This window comes from Streptomyces malaysiensis subsp. samsunensis (assembly GCF_024519315.1).
In the GTDB taxonomy this organism is placed as follows: Bacteria; Actinomycetota; Actinomycetes; order Streptomycetales; family Streptomycetaceae; genus Streptomyces; species Streptomyces malaysiensis.
Window position 1 is genome coordinate 80895 of the sequence record NZ_JANIIC010000018.1, and the last position, 15728, is coordinate 96622.

The 15728-nt window shown below is 71.1% G+C and carries 13 protein-coding genes and 1 pseudogene; 6 read left to right on the plus strand and 8 right to left on the minus strand.

Annotation, left to right across the window (positions count from 1 at the left end):
- Positions 1 to 93: 93 nt before the first annotated feature.
- The 3 genes and pseudogenes from NQU54_RS17475 to NQU54_RS17485 form a co-directional block, all read left to right on the plus strand.
- A complete protein-coding gene (locus NQU54_RS17475; RefSeq protein WP_257631874.1) occupies positions 94 to 1713 on the plus strand; it encodes a serine/threonine-protein kinase in 1620 nt (539 codons plus the stop codon).
- A 165-nt stretch (positions 1714 to 1878) separates the two neighbouring features.
- Positions 1879 to 3162: a hypothetical protein gene (locus NQU54_RS17480; RefSeq protein WP_257631875.1), complete on the plus strand. Its 1284-nt coding sequence runs from the start codon at positions 1879 to 1881 to the stop codon at positions 3160 to 3162.
- Between the two features lie 58 nt (positions 3163 to 3220).
- A pseudogene (locus NQU54_RS17485) lies at positions 3221 to 3526 on the plus strand (sulfite exporter TauE/SafE family protein); the annotation flags it as partial.
- A gap of 207 nt (positions 3527 to 3733) precedes the next feature.
- On the opposite strand, the gene NQU54_RS17490 reads toward NQU54_RS17485, so the two are convergent.
- Positions 3734 to 4717 (minus strand): alpha/beta fold hydrolase, encoded by a 984-nt coding sequence (locus NQU54_RS17490; RefSeq protein WP_257631876.1) that lies wholly within the window; start codon positions 4715 to 4717, stop codon positions 3734 to 3736.
- 209 nt (positions 4718 to 4926) lie between these two features.
- On the opposite strand from NQU54_RS17490, the gene NQU54_RS17495 reads away from it, so the two are divergent.
- On the plus strand, positions 4927 to 5223 hold the full coding sequence (locus tag NQU54_RS17495) for a GYD domain-containing protein (protein WP_257631877.1): 297 nt from the start codon (positions 4927 to 4929) through the stop codon (positions 5221 to 5223).
- A gap of 90 nt (positions 5224 to 5313) precedes the next feature.
- On the opposite strand, the gene NQU54_RS17500 is transcribed toward NQU54_RS17495, so the two are convergent.
- Positions 5314 to 6780: an FG-GAP and VCBS repeat-containing protein gene (locus tag NQU54_RS17500; RefSeq protein ID WP_257631878.1), complete on the minus strand. Its 1467-nt coding sequence runs from the start codon at positions 6778 to 6780 to the stop codon at positions 5314 to 5316.
- A 315-nt stretch (positions 6781 to 7095) separates the two neighbouring features.
- On the opposite strand from NQU54_RS17500, the gene NQU54_RS17505 reads away from it, so the two are divergent.
- A complete protein-coding gene (locus NQU54_RS17505) occupies positions 7096 to 7542 on the plus strand; it encodes a cupin domain-containing protein (RefSeq protein WP_257631879.1) in 447 nt (148 codons plus the stop codon).
- A gap of 31 nt (positions 7543 to 7573) precedes the next feature.
- Here NQU54_RS17505 and NQU54_RS17510 read toward each other — a convergent pair whose 3' ends face one another.
- Positions 7574 to 8002, minus strand: coding sequence for an ArsI/CadI family heavy metal resistance metalloenzyme (locus tag NQU54_RS17510; protein WP_257631880.1), 429 nt, complete (start codon positions 8000 to 8002; stop codon positions 7574 to 7576).
- A gap of 79 nt (positions 8003 to 8081) precedes the next feature.
- Between NQU54_RS17510 and NQU54_RS17515 the strand changes: the two genes are divergently transcribed.
- Entirely contained in the window at positions 8082 to 8546 is a 465-nt protein-coding gene (locus NQU54_RS17515; protein ID WP_257631881.1) for a helix-turn-helix domain-containing GNAT family N-acetyltransferase, read from the plus strand.
- Here the strand turns inward: NQU54_RS17515 and NQU54_RS17520 are convergent.
- From NQU54_RS17520 to NQU54_RS17540, 5 genes are all read right to left on the minus strand, one after another.
- Positions 8515 to 9282 (minus strand): helix-turn-helix domain-containing protein, encoded by a 768-nt coding sequence (locus tag NQU54_RS17520; RefSeq protein WP_257631882.1) that lies wholly within the window; start codon positions 9280 to 9282, stop codon positions 8515 to 8517. The two genes, NQU54_RS17515 and NQU54_RS17520, sit on opposite strands and share 32 nt — an antisense overlap.
- 166 nt (positions 9283 to 9448) lie before the next feature.
- Positions 9449 to 12658 carry a glycoside hydrolase family 38 N-terminal domain-containing protein gene (locus tag NQU54_RS17525; protein WP_257631883.1) on the minus strand — a complete coding sequence of 1070 codons (3210 nt, stop codon included), beginning with the start codon at positions 12656 to 12658 and terminating at the stop codon, positions 9449 to 9451.
- Between the two features lie 29 nt (positions 12659 to 12687).
- The gene (locus tag NQU54_RS17530) at positions 12688 to 13500 is read right to left on the minus strand and encodes a carbohydrate ABC transporter permease (protein WP_257631884.1); all 813 of its coding nucleotides are present in this window, start codon (positions 13498 to 13500) and stop codon (positions 12688 to 12690) included.
- Entirely contained in the window at positions 13497 to 14453 is a 957-nt protein-coding gene (locus NQU54_RS17535; RefSeq protein WP_257631885.1) for a carbohydrate ABC transporter permease, read from the minus strand. Before NQU54_RS17535 ends, NQU54_RS17530 begins: the two co-directional genes overlap by 4 nt.
- Positions 14441 to 15634, minus strand: a complete 1194-nt coding sequence (locus NQU54_RS17540; RefSeq protein WP_257631886.1) for an ABC transporter substrate-binding protein — start codon at positions 15632 to 15634, stop codon at positions 14441 to 14443. Before NQU54_RS17540 ends, NQU54_RS17535 begins: the two co-directional genes overlap by 13 nt.
- Positions 15635 to 15728 lie beyond the last annotated feature (94 nt).

Consider the following 15728-nt stretch of genomic DNA (forward strand, 5'->3'; position numbering starts at 1 on the left):
TGCGCTCTCGCCTGACGAGTGAATCAGTTGTGCGCGATGATGTTCGAACGCATCCGGACTATGCTCATCGGGCGTGAGAACAGGAGAGATCGGGTGACATCGGGCGGGGACGACGTACGGCTGATCGCGGGGCGCTACCAGCTGGGCAACCGGCTCGGACGAGGCGGTATGGGCACGGTCTGGCGCGCATACGACGAGATGCTGGCGCGCGAGGTCGCGGCCAAGGAGCTGCATGTCGCGAGCGACGACCGCGAGCACCACAGACGGATGCGCCGGGCGCTGAGGGAGGCCCGTACCGTCGCCCGGGTGCACCACCCCCATGTGGTCGGCATCCATGACCTGGTCGAACACGACGACCGGCTGTGGATCGTGATGGAGCTGGTCGACGGCCCCTCCCTGGCCCGCCGGATCGCGGACACCGGCCCCCTCACCCCCCGCCACACCGCCGCCCTCGGGCTCCAGCTGCTCGGTGCGCTGGAGGCCGTGCACGCCGCCGGGGCGCTGCACCGCGACATCAAGCCCGCCAACATCCTGCTGCGCCAGGACGGCGGCGCCGTTCTCACCGACTTCGGCATCGCCGCCCTGGAAGACGACGAGTCGCTCACCACCACCGGTGAACTCCTCGGCTCCATCGGCTACATGGCCCCCGAACGGCTCACGGACGAGGAGGTCGGCCCGCCGTCAGACCTGTGGTCGCTGGGCGCGACGCTGTCGGCGGTCGCCTCCGGGGTGCCGCCGTTCCAGCGGCCCACCGGGGCCGCCGCGCTGCACGCCGTCACCTTCGCGGATCCGGTCATCCCGGAGCAGGTCGGGCCGCTGCGGCCCATCGTCGAGGCGCTGCTGAACAAGTCCCCGGGGCAGCGCCCCTCCGCCGCCACGGTCGGCGCCGCGCTGCGACGGGTCGCGGACGGCGCCGACGACCCGGGCCCACTGCCCCCGGCGGGGCCTCCGGAAGCGGCGGGAACGGCGGGGACGGCGGGTACGGCCGGGTCCCCGGGCCACTTCCCGGGGTCCGCCGCAGGCGTGACGGACCCCCCGACGCTGACCGCGCCCCCCACGGTGACCGCACCCAGGACCCTGACCGGCACCCCCACCCCGACCGCACCGCACACCCTCACCGGAACCCCCGCCCTGGACCGGGAGCCGACCGTTGTCGACCCGGCCGGTGGGCGGCCACCCCCGCGACCCCGCGGCCGGGCCCGCACATGGTGGTGGACGGCGGGCGCCACGCTCGCGGTGGCGGCCCTGGGCACGGGCCTCTTACTCACCTTCGGGCCCCCGTCCGACAGCGACGACAAGGCACCGTCTCCTTCCTCCGCCACCACCAAGGTGACCGTGGACGCGGCCCGCGGCTGGCAGACCGCGACGCCGACCCCGGTCCGGAAGGGCGACCAGGTGATGGTCACCTACACCACCGGCACCTGGACGGTGGACGCCGCCAACCTGCCGCTCGTCGGTCCGCTCGGCCACACCCGCGCCGATGACGAATCCCTCCGCTTCGCGTGGAAGGACTGCAAGATGGACTCCGCCGCGCCCTTCGGCGCCCTCCTGGGCCGCTACCCGGGAAACCCCGGGAACCCCCACGGCGTAGGGCGCGCATGGCACTTCCAGGCATCCCGCCAGGGCTCCCTCCAGCTTCGTATCAACGACCGCGACGGCTGCCTCGACGACAACAGAGGGGCGCTCACCGTCACCGTCCGGATCACCCGCTGACCGTCACCACGCGGATCACCCACTGATCGGGCGGCTGCGCACCCGGGCACGCGGTGCCCACGAAAAACGTGGGCACCGTGGGCAACGGGCAGCCTTCGCCGACGCATCCTCCCGGGCGGTCCGGGCAGCGGCGCCCGGAACACCGGCACCGACAGGGAGCGTCAGTTGGATACGAACGCGCACGCCGTGCACCAGGAGAGCGTGCACCGGGAGAGGGAGACGAGGAAGGAGCCGCTTTCACGGCGACGTGTTCTGGCCCTGTCCGGCGGGGTCCTCCTCGCCGCGGGGTGCACACCGGGCGAGGAACGGCCACGCGAGCGGGCCGGTGACTCCCCGGACGCGAGGGCCGCCGCCGAAGGTCCGGACGGTGTGCTGGGCGCGAACTTCAACGAGGACCCCGACAGCGTGACCTTCGGCGAGCTGCGCGGTGTCTCCGCGAGCTGGATCCGGGGTTTCGTCCCGATGCCCGAGGTCACGGCCGACGCCTCCCGTCAGCGCGCCATCGAGCGGCTCCTGGACGCCCACCACCTCGGCTACGGCACGGTGCTCTCGCTGAAGTTCCCGTACAACCACCGGCCGATTCCCGGACCGGGCAGCTCGGCCATGACCGAGGAACTCGCCCGGGTCGACAGGGTTCTGCACGCCGTCCTCGACACCGTCGACGTCCTGGCCATCGGCAACGAGCCGTTCATCGAGAGCCTTCCCCGGGACCGCAGCTCGGGCGCGCTGAACAGGTTCTACGAGACGGTCGCGGAACACATCGTCGCGTACCGGAAGAAGCACTTTCCCTCGTACTGCCGGACCCGCCTCTATATGGGCGCGTTCAACCACCTGGACAAGCCGGACGGGCGGACGGCGGCCACCGACCGCTGGCTGTCCTTCACCCGCAGGACCCAGGAGATGGAGGGTGTGGACATCCACCCCCATGTGTCCGCGCCCAAGGAGGTAAAGCCCTATGTCGACTACATCCTGCCCCGGCTGCGCGACGGCCAGAAGTTCCTGGTCACCGAGTTCTCCCTGGTGCAGCTGTGGAAGCTGCACCTGAAGGACGAGATCCCCGCACGCTTCGCGAGCCGCTACCACCTTCCCGCCGCCACCCCGGTCTGGAAGGTGATCGAGGAAGCCGTCGAGCACCCCTTCCCCGAGGAGAAGTGGCGCGACTTCCTCTCGATGAGCCCGTGGTTCGAGAGCCACAAGCACTTCCTGAGGGACCAGGTGAGTTACTTCCGCGACACCGGACGCCTCGCCGTGGCCACGTACGGGGTCACCCAAGGCGCCGCCATGACCAGGGAGTTCGGCCCCGACAAGCAACCCTGGCTGCTGAACAGCCTCTACGCCAACCGCACCGTGGAGCGCTCCGATGACGGCTCACCGGCCCACAACTACGGGTTCTTCGACGACTTCCGCGCCCTCCAGCGCTCCCAGGACCGCCGCCCACTGAGGAATTGATCTCCCTCCGGTCCGGATGGGGAAGACTCCGTGTGATGAGTGGTTGTTGTGGCGCGGAGCTGATTCTCTGGGCGGTCCGCCGGTGTCCCTGTACGCGGTGAACGCGGGCTGGACGGTCCGCGAGTTCGTGCCGGACGCGCAGTTCTACGGGATCGTGGTGAACGCCTTCTCCGTCGCCGCCAACGGCGTCCCCCGGCTGAACACCTCCCTGTGGACCTTGGCGCTCGCCGGAATGGCGGCGGGCGCGTTCATCGGCAGGGCACTGGCCACCCGCGTCCCCGAACGCGGGGCCCGCCTGCTCGTGCTGCTGCTCGCGCTGGCCGGCGGGCTCTCCACACTCGCCAAGGGGGCCTGGAAGCTGTGAGGGCGACCACACAGACTTAGAGCCTGTGTCATATCCCCGGCCGGGCGTGCGACGCCTGGCACGCACGCTCGCCGCGTTGCCGAAACGCCCGAGTGGCTCCGCCACGAGGGCGCTCCGGCGCCTTGCGATCGCACGCACCAGACGCCGCACGCTGATCCGACCGGGGATATGACACAGGCTCTTACCGAGCCGGGCGGGTCACATGCCTTACGCGGGAAGCGCGTTCAGCCAGTCGAGCAGCAGCCGGTTGACCTCCTCGGGGCGCTCCTGCTGGATCCAGTGGCCGGTGTCCTCGAGGATGTGCGAGCCGACGAGCCCGGACAGGGTGTTCGGATATGCCTTGATCGCGTCGCCCATCCAGGCGGTGGAGGCGTCCAGGGCACCGCCGATGAACAGCGACGGCCGGGTGATGGGCGCACCGTCCACCTCGGCCAGGTCCTCCCAGTCCCGGTCCATGTTCCGGTAGCGGTTCAGCGCCGCGCTCATCCCGGTCCGCTCGAACTCACCGGCGTAGACATCGAGGTCCCGCTCGCTCAGCCAGGCGGGCAGCCGCCCGGCGGGGAACCGCTCGCGCATCGTCCTGCCGCGCGTGATGAAGTGCGGGTCCGGCTTCCCGGGCTCGGGCATGGTGTCCCCGGACAGCGCCGCGTAGATCCCCGCGAGCCAGCCGCGCACATCCGGCTCGATCTCGGCTTCGGCCCGGCCCGGCTCCTGGAAGTAGGCGACGTAGAACTCCTCCTCACCGCCCATCCCGGCGAAGACCTCGGAGGGCCGGGGGCCGCCGCGCGGGGAGTACGGCACGCTCAGCAGCCCGACCGCCCGGAACACATCCGGCCGCAGCAGGGCGGAGTTGGCGGCGATGGGAGAGCCCCAGTCGTGCCCGATCACCACGGCGGACTCCTCGCCCAGCGCCTCCACCACGGCGACGTTGTCCGTCACCAGCTCCCGCAGCCGGTACGCGTCCACCGCCCCGGGCGCGGACGACCGTCCGTAGCCGCGGACATCGATGGCGGCCACCCGGTACCCGGCCGCGGCCAGCGCCGGGAGCTGGTGGCGCCACGAGTACCAGGACTCCGGAAACCCGTGGACGAGCAGCACCAGCGGCCCGGTGCCCTGCTCCACGAGGTGGATCCGCCCGGCGGGAGAGGCCACCAGACGGTGGGTGAGGTCGGTCGTGGTCGTCTGCGGCATGGTTCCCTCCGGGGGTCGGGGTACTCCGGCGCGTTCACTCTGCGTGGCGGCCGACGGGCCCGAGCATGCCGTGCCGTCCGCGGCGCGGACCACGTCCGTTGCCGATTCGGCAAACCACTCCGCGTTCCGCCGATGCGCAAGGTGTGCGGTTTGATGACGTTACTTCCAGAATTGAACCCACGGACGTTCTTCTTGTGGAGGTGAGGGCCGTGGCGACCTACATCACGTTGCTGAACTGGACCGAGCAGGGAGTCCGCGCTTACAAGGACACCACGAAGCGCTCCCAGGACTTCGCCGCGGCGCTGAGCAAGCTGGGGGCGAGGCTCGTGGACATCTACTGGACGGTCGGGCCGTACGACCTGGTATGCATCGTGGAGGCCCCCGACGACGAGACCGCCACCGCCGCGTCCTTGCAGCTCAGCGGGGCGGGCAACGTACGCACCACAACTCTGCGGGCCTTCGGCGGTGAGGAGATGGGGCGCATCCTGGCCAAGGCCGCGGGCTGAGCCGGTACACGGGAGAACCCCGTTCGGCCGATGGCCCGGCCGGTCGAGCCGGGCCGGGCCATCTATGTGGAGCGCGATATGAAGCGTTTGCTACTTCGTCGCGGGACCGGACAGCTCCAGGCCGAACGCGGCGTCGTCCGCCGGGGAGCCGAGATCGCTCGGCCCGATGAGGGCGGAGCCTTCGGCGGTGAGCCCGTCGGCACCCGCGTACAGGAGGGCCACGGCGCCCGCGCCCTCGGTCCGGTTCGGGACCCCGACGGCCAGATCGGGCTTGCCGTCGCCGTTGTAGTCGGCAGGCGAGACGGCCTCGCCGAACTTGTCGTTGCCCGCCATCTCACCGGGCACGCCCTCGGTGTCCAGGGAGAAGGTCTGCGCACCCGCGTCGGTCAGCCAGTCCTCGGTCCCCTTGAGCACCGTGATGGCACCGGCGTCGTTGTAGCCCCCGGGGGCCTCGGCGCCGGTGTCGCCGACGACGAGGTCGTCATGGCCGTCGCCGTCGATGTCGGTGAGCCGGGAGGCCATGCCGTTCTGCCGCTTGCCCGTCCAGTTCACCGGGTGGGCGGTGTCCAGCCCCGTGGCGGTGCCCGGGTACGTACGCAGGCGCGCGTCGTCCGGACCGTCCTCGAAGCCGGTGTCCGTGACGACGTCGTCCTTGCCGTCGCCGTTGATGTCACCCACCACGGCCCGGTACGAGGCGAACGGCAGCGGCACGTCCTCGCCCAGCGATGTGCTCTTCAGCCCTGTGGGCGAGCCGGGCAGCACACCGAGCGTGCCCTCGTCGGCGGGGTCGTCCTGGTAGGCGACGGTGACCAGGTCGGCGAAGCCGTCCCCGTCGATGTCGCCGGAGGACAGATGCTCCACGCCCGCCCCGCCGCCGGGCGGCGTGACGCCGGACATCTTCGGGGTGGCCGTCTCGCGCAGGTTGGCCGCGCCGTTCACGACCTGGACCTCGGTGCCGTCGGAGATGGCGATGTCGTCGCGGCCGTCGTGGTTGTAGTCGCCCACGGCCATTGTGTCGCCGAACAGCGCGTAGGCCGTGGCCTTCGGCGCGTGGAAGGCGATGGCGTCGTCGGAGAGGCCGTCCTTCGAGCCGAAGACGACCGTGACGGAACCGGCCCGCTTGGCGTCCCCGATGGCCTCGTGGTTCGCGGCGACGATCAGATCGCCGTAGCCGTCCCCGTCCACATCGCCGCGCACCACGGCCGAACCGAAGTGGTCCCCGGCCTCGGGGGTCCCGGGAACCCCCGCGCTGGCCTGCGACAATGTGCTGTGCCGCCCGGTGTCGACGCCATCCTCGGCCCCATAGGTCACGCCCACATAGCCCGCCTTGGACTTCCCGGAGACGGTCCCGTCGGGCGCGCCCACGCCGAGGTCGGCATACCCGTCGTGGTCGATGTCGCCCGGAGTGGTCTTCCCCGCCGTGGCAGCCGCGGGGGAGGGCCGCTTCTGGTCGGGCCCGTCGCCGCTGGACACCACGGCGCCGGCCCCGGCGGCCACTGCGGCGGTCACGGCGACGCCGATCGCCACACCCACCGCGCCTCGGGTTCTATTGCGCACAAATCCTCCAGTGAAGTAACGCATCGGTCGCCCTTGAGCCCGGACCGCCACCTGTCTCCCCCGGCGCCCGGAACGGAAGGGTCGTGAAGCTAGAGATGTCTGAAAGCTGAACGGTTGCGGAACCAGCGCAAAACGAGACGGGGATGTGATCTCCGCTCGGCCCGGCCGGATTCGGGCCCGCGTGCGCCGCGCGGCGCACCGTCGCAATCTGGAGGCAGTGCCCTCGGTGCGCGGCGAAAGGTGACCGAAAGGCGACCGACGCACCGCACCGGCGGGCCTTCCCGACCCAGCCGGCCCACCACTGGAGGTCTCGCCATGGCGAAGAAGGCGTCGACGGCGGGCAGCGCCGAGAGCCAAGCGCGCTTGGCGGCGCTGAACCCGGCGATCACCGTGCTGCAATCGGTGAAACCGCCGTTCGTGCCGGAGGAAGCGGAGGCGATGACGATCCGCGTCGACTACCCTCCCGGCGAGCGCGGCCTCCCGCCACACCGCCACTCGGGCCCCGCCTTCGGCTTCATGCTGGAGGGCGAGATGCTCTTCGAGCTGGAGGGCGAGCCGGAGCGGGTGATCAAGGCAGGGGAGACGTTCTGGGAGCCGGGCGGCGATGTCATCCACTACCAGGACGGGAACAACCGCACGGACTCATGGAGCCGCTTCACCGTCACCATGCTCTGCGTACCGGGCCGGCCCATGCTCACCCTGGTCGACGACGAGGAACTGGCCCAGCGCCAGCACTTGAGAGCGCCCCGTCCGGGCACGTGATCCCGGCTGGATCCGGACGTCGAACGAACCGTCAGCCTCCTGATGAGCAGCAGGCGTCGCCGCCCTCGAGGGCCGCGCTCTTACCCATCCGGTCGGCGTCGCCCTTGACGACGTAGACCTCCCAGGGCTCCTTGCCGGGGCCGTGCACCCAGACCTTGTCCTGGAGGGCGTAACAGCAGGAGGTGTCGTTCTCCTCGAACGTGGCGAGCCCCGCGCCCTCGAGGCGGCCGGTGGCGGCGTCGACCTGGTCGGTGGAGTCGACCTCGACACCGAGGTGATCCAGCCGGGTCTCCTGTCCCGCCTCGCCCTCGATCAGGACCAGCTTGAGCGGCGGCTCGGCGATCGCGAAGTTGGCGTATCCCGGGCGGCGCTTGGCCGGTTCGACGCCGAAGAGCTTGGTGTAGAACGCCACCGAGGCGTCGAGGTCGGGCACGTTGAGAGCGAGCTGCACACGGGACATGGCTTATCCCCCATCGGGTTGTATTGATGTTCTTCGATGCAAGATTGCGCGATGGATCGAAGAACGTCAATATTGAGGTATGTCGAAACAAGAGCTCGTGGTGCTCGGCCGGGACGGCGCCGACGGCTGCTGCCCGGGACTGCTGACCGCTCCCCTGGACGAGGCACGGTCCATCGAGCTGGCGAAGGTGTTCAAGGCGCTGGACGACCCGATCCGGCTCCGGCTGCTGTCGATGATCGCCTCCCGCGCCGGAGGCGAGGTCTGCGTCTGTGACCTCACCCCCGCCTTCGACCTGTCGCAGCCGACGATCTCCCACCACCTCAAGCTGCTCGGGCTCGCGCTTCTGGACGCGCTGATCGCCTCCACGGAGGCGGCGGGCATCTGGACCATTCAATCCGGCATCTTCCCCGAGAACACCGCCAGCCTCGCCCTGCACCGGCGTGCGGGCTTCCGCACCATCGGCACCCGTGAACGCATCGGCCGCCACCACGGCATATGGCGCGACGTCGTCCTCATCGAGCGGCGGAGCCCGAAGGTCGGCTGAACCTCCTGCCGTCGCGCAGCTCCGCTTGGTAGCGGCCCGGGGTCTGGCCGACGATCTCGGTGAACGCGTCGATGAAGCTCGAGGGGTTGGACCACCCGCACTCCGTCGCGGTGTCGGTGACGGACCGGCCGCCGGTGAGGTGGACCAGGGCGTGGTGGATCCGCAGGACGGTGCGCCAGCGGTGGAAGCTCATGCCCAACTCGGTGTGGAACAGGCGGCTCAGGGTGCGCTCGCTCGCGCCCACGGTCCGTCCCAGCTCGGTCAGGGTCCTGGTCCGGCCGGGCTCGGCGTGCAGGAGGTCGGTGACGGCACGCAGCCGGTCGTCGCGGGGTTCGGGCAGGTGCAGGGACTGCTCGGGGGTCTCGGCGAGCTCGTCGATCACCACCGCGCGCAGCCGTTCGTGGGCGCCGGGCCGGACCTCCCGCCGGTCGGTCAGCGCCAGGAGGGCCTCTCGCAGCAGGGGGCTCACCGCGAAGACGCTCGGGTGCGCCACGAGCGCGTCGCACAGTTCGGCCGGGATGATGACGAGGCGGGCGTCGGTCCTGCCGTAGAAGCGATGGGAGTGGTCGAATCCGGGCGGTGTCCATGTCACCCGGTTGGCCGGGGCGACCCAGGTCCCGCGCGCGGTCGTGGTGGCCAGGGCACCGGCGGCCGCGTACACCAGCTGGCCCTGGACGTGGGAGTGGGTGTGCAGGTGGAAGCCGTGCGGGAGCCAGCCTCCTCCGCTACGAGGCATGTCCACCGGTGGCGTCGAGGGTGCTGGGCAGGGCTGGCGGGTTTCCGGCATCAGCCCTCAGTTTACCGTCGCTTCCGGGACCGCTTGCGCACCGGCGGCCGAGCCCTTGGGCCGGCGGCACGCCCGCCACCGGCGCCGGGCCGGTGGCGGGCGATGCGCTACCCCGCTACCCCCGCGGCGCCAGGCGCACCCGCACCGCCGTGGTCCCCAGACGGGGGATCTCCACGAGTATGTCGTGGCCGTCGAGGGCGACAGGGGCATCGGAACCGTCGGGGTCGCCGAGGTACGTGGCGCGCTCCGCCCCCGCGACGGGGAAGCCGCACCTGAGCCGGACCGTGCGCGGCTCCGTGGCGAAGGACTGGAGCCTCACCAGCAGATCGACGCCGTCGTCACCCGGCACCGGGGCCGCGTCGCGGACCGCGACGCGCGCGTCGTCCACGGAGAGCAGCGCGAGTTCGGCCGGCCGGTCCGCGTCGGGCGCGCCGTGTGCGGCCACGCCGATCAGCGGGTGGTCGACCTCATGGGCGGTGCGCAGCGCCAGGGCGTCGGCGTCGATGGTCTCACCGCCGCGGCGGACGCCCACCGCGTACCGGAAGGTGGTGTGGAACGCCTGCTGGGACGGGAAGTTGGTGTCCCACAGGTTGTTGTGCACCCAGGAGTAGACCGTGCCGGCCTGGCGCGGCGATGTCGAGTCGGGGAAGGGCGCGTAGGGCAGGGCGATGGTCTCCGGTTCGACCAGCGGCGCGTCCCTGGTGACCCAGGCCACGGGGCCGCCGTCGTCCGCCAGCGAGACGAACGACCTGATGGCACGCATGTGCTGGGGCGCGCCGGGCACATGCGCGAGGCCCGTGCCGGTCAGCGCGCCGGTGATCTCGTAGTGCACCGTGGGCCGCGACAGCGCGAACGGGAACGCGAGGTACGCGCTCTCCTTCGTCATGGTGGCGGGTTTGTCGAACCGGTTGTCGATCACCAGATGCGCGTCGTCACGGCCGAGGCCGACCGTGGTGCGGGCCCGGCGGACGCCGTCCGCCGCGTACTCGTAGGTCAGCCGCTGGCCCAGAGCGTCGTCGACGCGTTCGAGGAGCACGGCGGGGCGGGCCTGGGTCCGGGAGCCGAGGAGTTCCAGTTCCTCGCTCACCGTGGTCTTGTTGGCCTGGTGGTTGTAGCCGCCCGCGGTGGTGTACGTGTCGTAGACATAGCCGTTGAAACCGACGACGGCGTCCTGGTCGACGAGTTCACGGCCGGTGGCCTTCTCGACCAGGCTCGCCACACAGGCCCTGGTCAGGTCGATACGGACGCGCAGGTGGGCGTTCTCCAGGATCAGATCGTCGGCGGTGGGCAGGGGTACGGCGCGCTCCTTGCGCCGCTCGCCCTCCGCGTCCCCGTCGAGGCGGAGGGGGACGGGGGAGGCCACCACCGTGCCGCCGTCCTCGCCGGTCACCCTCACATCCAGCCGTACGAGGCCGAACGGCGGCACGTCGGGCACGTGGATGTGCAGCCACCGCCCGGCGTCCCGGTGGACCGGGTTGGTCTGCGCCTCCTGGACCATGGGCAGTTCAGCGCCCGTGCGGCCGTCGGTCACCGACACCTCGCTCGTGAGCGGGACCCGGCTCTCGCGCAGGAACACCGTCACGACCGAGGTGCGCGCGGCCGCCGTGGTGTTGACGGCCCAGTACGTCACATCGGCGTCGGCCGCGGCGGGCAGTACGGCGCCGAGGGCGGCCGAGGCGTGGTCGAGGAAGGTGTCGGCGTCGTTGTCGCCGTGCAGCGCGTACCCGTACTTCCAGTGCCACTGCTGCTCGCCCGACTCGCCGCCCGCGTCACCGTGGGTCCACGGGTCGGCGGCGCCCCAGGTGTGCTCGTTGAACAGGGACACCGACCGGTACACCTGGTCGGCGCCGCCGCGGGCGGCCGTGGCCAGGTCGGTGGTGGGCCCGGCGGGGGAGGCCAGGGCGGCGATGCCGTACAGGGTGGCGGCGTCGGTGACGGTGGACTGGGCACGGCGCACCATGGCCTGGGGCCGGGCGCCCGAGCCGACGCCCTCGACCCACCAGTCGCCCCAGTCACCCTCGAAGGCGGGGATGGCGTCGCCGAGGCGGGCCTCGGCGTCGGTGAAGAAGTCGGTGTTGGTGGACAGCCGCAGCCGGGGGCTGTCCCATGTCTCGTTCCAGCGGCGCACGGTCTCGGCGAGGATCAGCCGCGGCGGCGCGTTGTCCCCGAAGTGGCCCTGCACCCTCAGGTGCAGCACATCCCATGGGTAGGGCTCGCGCTCCCCGGGCGCGGGGGCCGGTGAGCCGAGGAGTTCGGGCGGGAACGGGTAGGGGTTGGTCGCGAGCGAGGTCAGATAGGCGGGCAGCAGGTCGTCCACCATGGCGTAGGAGGTGTCGAAGCCCAGCACGGGCCCTTCCATGTAGGCCAGGCCGTGCGGGCTGTCGGTCATCCACACCAGCACCTCCTTGCCCGAGGGTGCGCGCCACCGGAACAGGCGCGGCAGCCGTGCCCCGCCGTTGGTGGTGGGCACCGAGCGCCCGGCCCAGTTGTGCGCCACCGACAGATAGCGCACGCCCAGCGGGGACAGGGCGTCCGGCAGCCCGGCGACGGAGCCGGGCACGTCGGTCTGCATGGCCGAGCGGAACTCGATCCCGTGGGTGTCCCGCACCCGGCGGGCCAGACGCAGCAGTTCATGGAGTTCGTCGGTGGAACAGGTGTCGCTGTGGAGGTTGTACGGCATGGCCGTCAGCTCGATTTGACCGGCGCGTACCCGCTCGACGAACTCCGCGACCCGCTCCGGCGGCCGGACCGCGGCCCACTGCTCGAACGACCACAGCGACTCCACGGCCCACCGGAACCTGGCGTCGTCGGGCCAGCCGTCGGTGGTACGGGTCAGATCGAGGCAGGAGTCGAGGAAGGCGACGTGTTCGCCGAGGACGGTGCCCTGCGGATCGGTGTAGCCGATGTCCAGGTGTGAGTGGTGGACCAGGTGGATCGTCCAGTCCCGCGGCGGGTCCAGCGCGAAGGCGAGCACCGCCGACGCGTCGCCGTTGCGGGCCACGACGCGCACCTCGCGGCGGTCGCGCTCCAGGGGGAGCATGAGGCGTGGCCCGCCGGGCGCGGGCAGCACCTCGACGGGTACGGGGCCCCGGCCGGCGATCTCCACCTCGAAGGTCCACCCCTCGTGGTCCGGCGCGTCGCCGGAGAGGAGGATGCGCACACCGCGCCGGGCGCCGGTGTCGGCGCGGCGTGCGAGGTGTTCCGGCAGGGCCCGCAGTTCCGTGCCGCCGGCCCGCGCGGTGGCGGCGACGGCGAGGCCGATCATGCTCGTCCGGGCCTTGTCGGTGGACCAGCGGCGGTCGCGTACGAGGGCGCGCGTCGTCATGTGTCTCTTCTCTCCCAGGGTGGTTCGGTTCAGGACGTGAGCCGCAGGCTGTTGACGAAGAAGCGCTGGAACACGAAGAAGAGGACCACGGTCGGCACCGAGGCGATCAGCGCGCCGGCGAGCACGACGGGCGGTCCCACCGTGGAGTAGTTGCCGTTGAGGTCGGCCAGTGTGGCCGTCACCGGCCGCACGTTGGGGCTGAGTGACAGGGTGATGCCGAACAGCAGGTCGTTCCAGATCCAGGTGAACTGGAAGATGAAGGCGGCCAGCAGCGCGTTCCTGGCCAGCGGCAGATGGATCCGCAGGAACATCGACAGCCAGTGCACGCCGTCGATCTGGGCCGCCTCGGAGATCTCCTTCGGCACGGTGAGCATGAAGTTGCGGTTGACGAAGAACGCGAAGGGGATCGTCAGCGCCACGTAGATCAGCAGCATGCCGTACTGGGTGTCGTAGAGGCCGGTGGTGGCGTACCCGGTGAACAGCGGGGACAGGAACGTCTGGAGGGGCAGCACGGTGCCGATGAAGATGAACCAGAACCAGAGTCCGGGCCGCCGCACCGGCATCACGGTGACGGCGAACGAGGCGAGTGCCGCGATCACCACCGCCACCGCCGCGCCGATCACCGCGTACATCAGTGTGTTGAGCAGCCCCCGCCCGACATCGGCGTTGTCGAACGCGGCGCGGATGTTGGCGAACAGCCCCGGGGAGGTGAACCACCACCGTGGCGATCCGGTGTACCGCTTGGCCGGGGTGAAGGCGTTGACCACGACCAGCCAGGTCGGCACCAGCCACAGCACGGAGACCAGGGTGACCAGGACGCCGCGCGCTCTTCTGCCCGTCATACGCCCTCCCCGGACCGCTGCCGCACCTGTTGCCGCAGGTAGAGCCAGGAGGCGGCGATGACGACGACCGTCAGTACGACGGAGACGGCGGCGCCGTAGCCGTACCGGTTGAGGGTGAAGGTCTGCCGGTACATCGTCAGCGCGAGTGTCTCGGAGGCCGTTCCGGGGCCGCCCTGGGTGAGCAGCCACACGATGTCGAAGGTCTTCAGGCTGTTGACGATCGACATGCCCACCACCACGACGGTCATCGGCCGCAGCTGCGGCACGATCACGCGCAGGAACAGCTGGAGGCCCTGCGCGCCGTCGAGCCGGGCGGCCTCGATGGTGTCCGCGGGGATGGTCTGGAGCCCGATCAGGAACAGGATCAGCGAGGCCCCGGTCGCCTGCCATGTCGTCGCCACGATCATGACGAAGGTGTTCAACGGCCAGTGCAGCAGCCACTCCTGCTGCCAGCTGCCGAGCCCCACCGCGCCCAGCGTCTGGTTGACCGCCCCGTCGCTCTTCAGCAGGAACGTCCACAGCAGCGCCGTCGCCGAGCCGGAGAGCGCGTACGGGATGATCACGGCGGTCCGGGCCACCGCGCCCCAGCGCATCGAGTGGGTCAGCACCGCGAGGAGCAGGCCCAGCAGCACGGGGAGGACCAGCGTGCCCACCACCCAGAGCACGGTGTTCAGCAGCGACCGGCCGAAGTCGGGGTCGGTGAACAGCGCGGTGTAGTTGGACAGGCCGACGAAGCGCGCGGTGATGCCGTTGTCGTCGAAGAAGCTGCGCCACGCCGTGATCAGGAAGGGCACGACCAGGAGCAGCAGGATCAGCGCCACGGCGGGTGCCAGGAACGCGCCCACCCAGGCGGCGGCGCGGAGGCGGGCGGAGCGCGGATCGGGCGGGAGGGGCCCCGGCCGGTGCGGCCCCGTTCGGCTGGCTGCCTCGTCGGCAGTGGTCAGGACGTCCACACCGTCCACTCCTTGTCGGCTCGGTGCTGCATGTTCGTCAGGGTCTTCGCCGCCTGCGCCGATGTGGGGTCGATCATGAAGGCGCTCAGGTCCTGGACGTTCCCCTCGATCAGTACCGGGGGCGATGCCTCCCAGTAGCGGATGGCCTGCGTCGGCCGTTCCCGCCGCACCTGGGCGGCGACTTGGCGCACCGTGCCCACGTTCGGCACGACGCCCGGATCGGCGGAGGTGTCCCGCAGGAAGCCCGTCCACGCCCGCTGGACCGCGGGGTCGAGCCAGGCGCGTGCCACGGCGAGGGCGGCGTCGCGCTTGTGGGCGTGTGCCGAAACCGCCAGCACGCCGCTCTCCACGAGCACCGAGGGGGCGCCGCCGGGCGGCGGGGGCAGCAGGAACGCGCCGAGGTCGGCGTCCTTGACCCCGGCGTCGAGGAACGCCCCGGTGTTCCAGGTGCCGTAGAGGCACATGGCGGTGCGGCCCTGCGCGAACTGGCCCGGCACGTCCGTGGACGAGGCGTCGGGCGAGGAGAAGGCGCCCCGCCGGTACAGATCGCTCCACAGGGCCATCGCGCGCCGGCACACATCGTCGGTGTACGAGGCCCTGCCCGCCGTGAGGTCGAGGTAGAAGCGGTGGTCGAGCCCGTTGACGAGCTGCTGGAACCAGATCGACGACTCCCAGGTGGTCGCGCCGCCGGAGGAGATCGGTGTGATGCCCTTGGCGTGCGCGGCGTCCACCACGTCGAGGAACTGCCGCCAGGTCGTCGGCACCTCCACACCCAGCCGCTCGAAGACGGACCGGCTGTGGAAGACGACGTAGTAGGACTTGTAGAGCGGGACGCCGTACTGCCTGCCCTCGTGGCTGAAGGTCTCGCGCAGGGCGGTGTCGTCGCTCCAGCCGCGCCGGGCCGCCTCGTCCCAGGCGTCGGTGACATCGGCGAGGATTCCGGAGCGGGCGATATCGCGCAGCCGGTACCCGTTCCACCACTTGATGAGATCCGCCGTGGAGTCGGTCCGCGCCGACATGCGCACGATCTGCTGGTAGTTGCTGACGTTGGGCACCGCCCGCGGCGCGAGCCGGAAGCCGGACAGCGGCCGCAGCCGGCTGCCCGCCGCCCGGAAACCCGGCGCCCAGGTGGGGTTGTCGTTGAACACCGAGACCACGTCGGCCGGCGCGGGCCGGCTCATCGAACCTCGTGCGCACGCACTGAGCGCAAGACTGGCGATGCCTGCGAAGGAGGAGGCCAACGCCCTGCGCCGGCTCATCCCGAATGGCATGTCG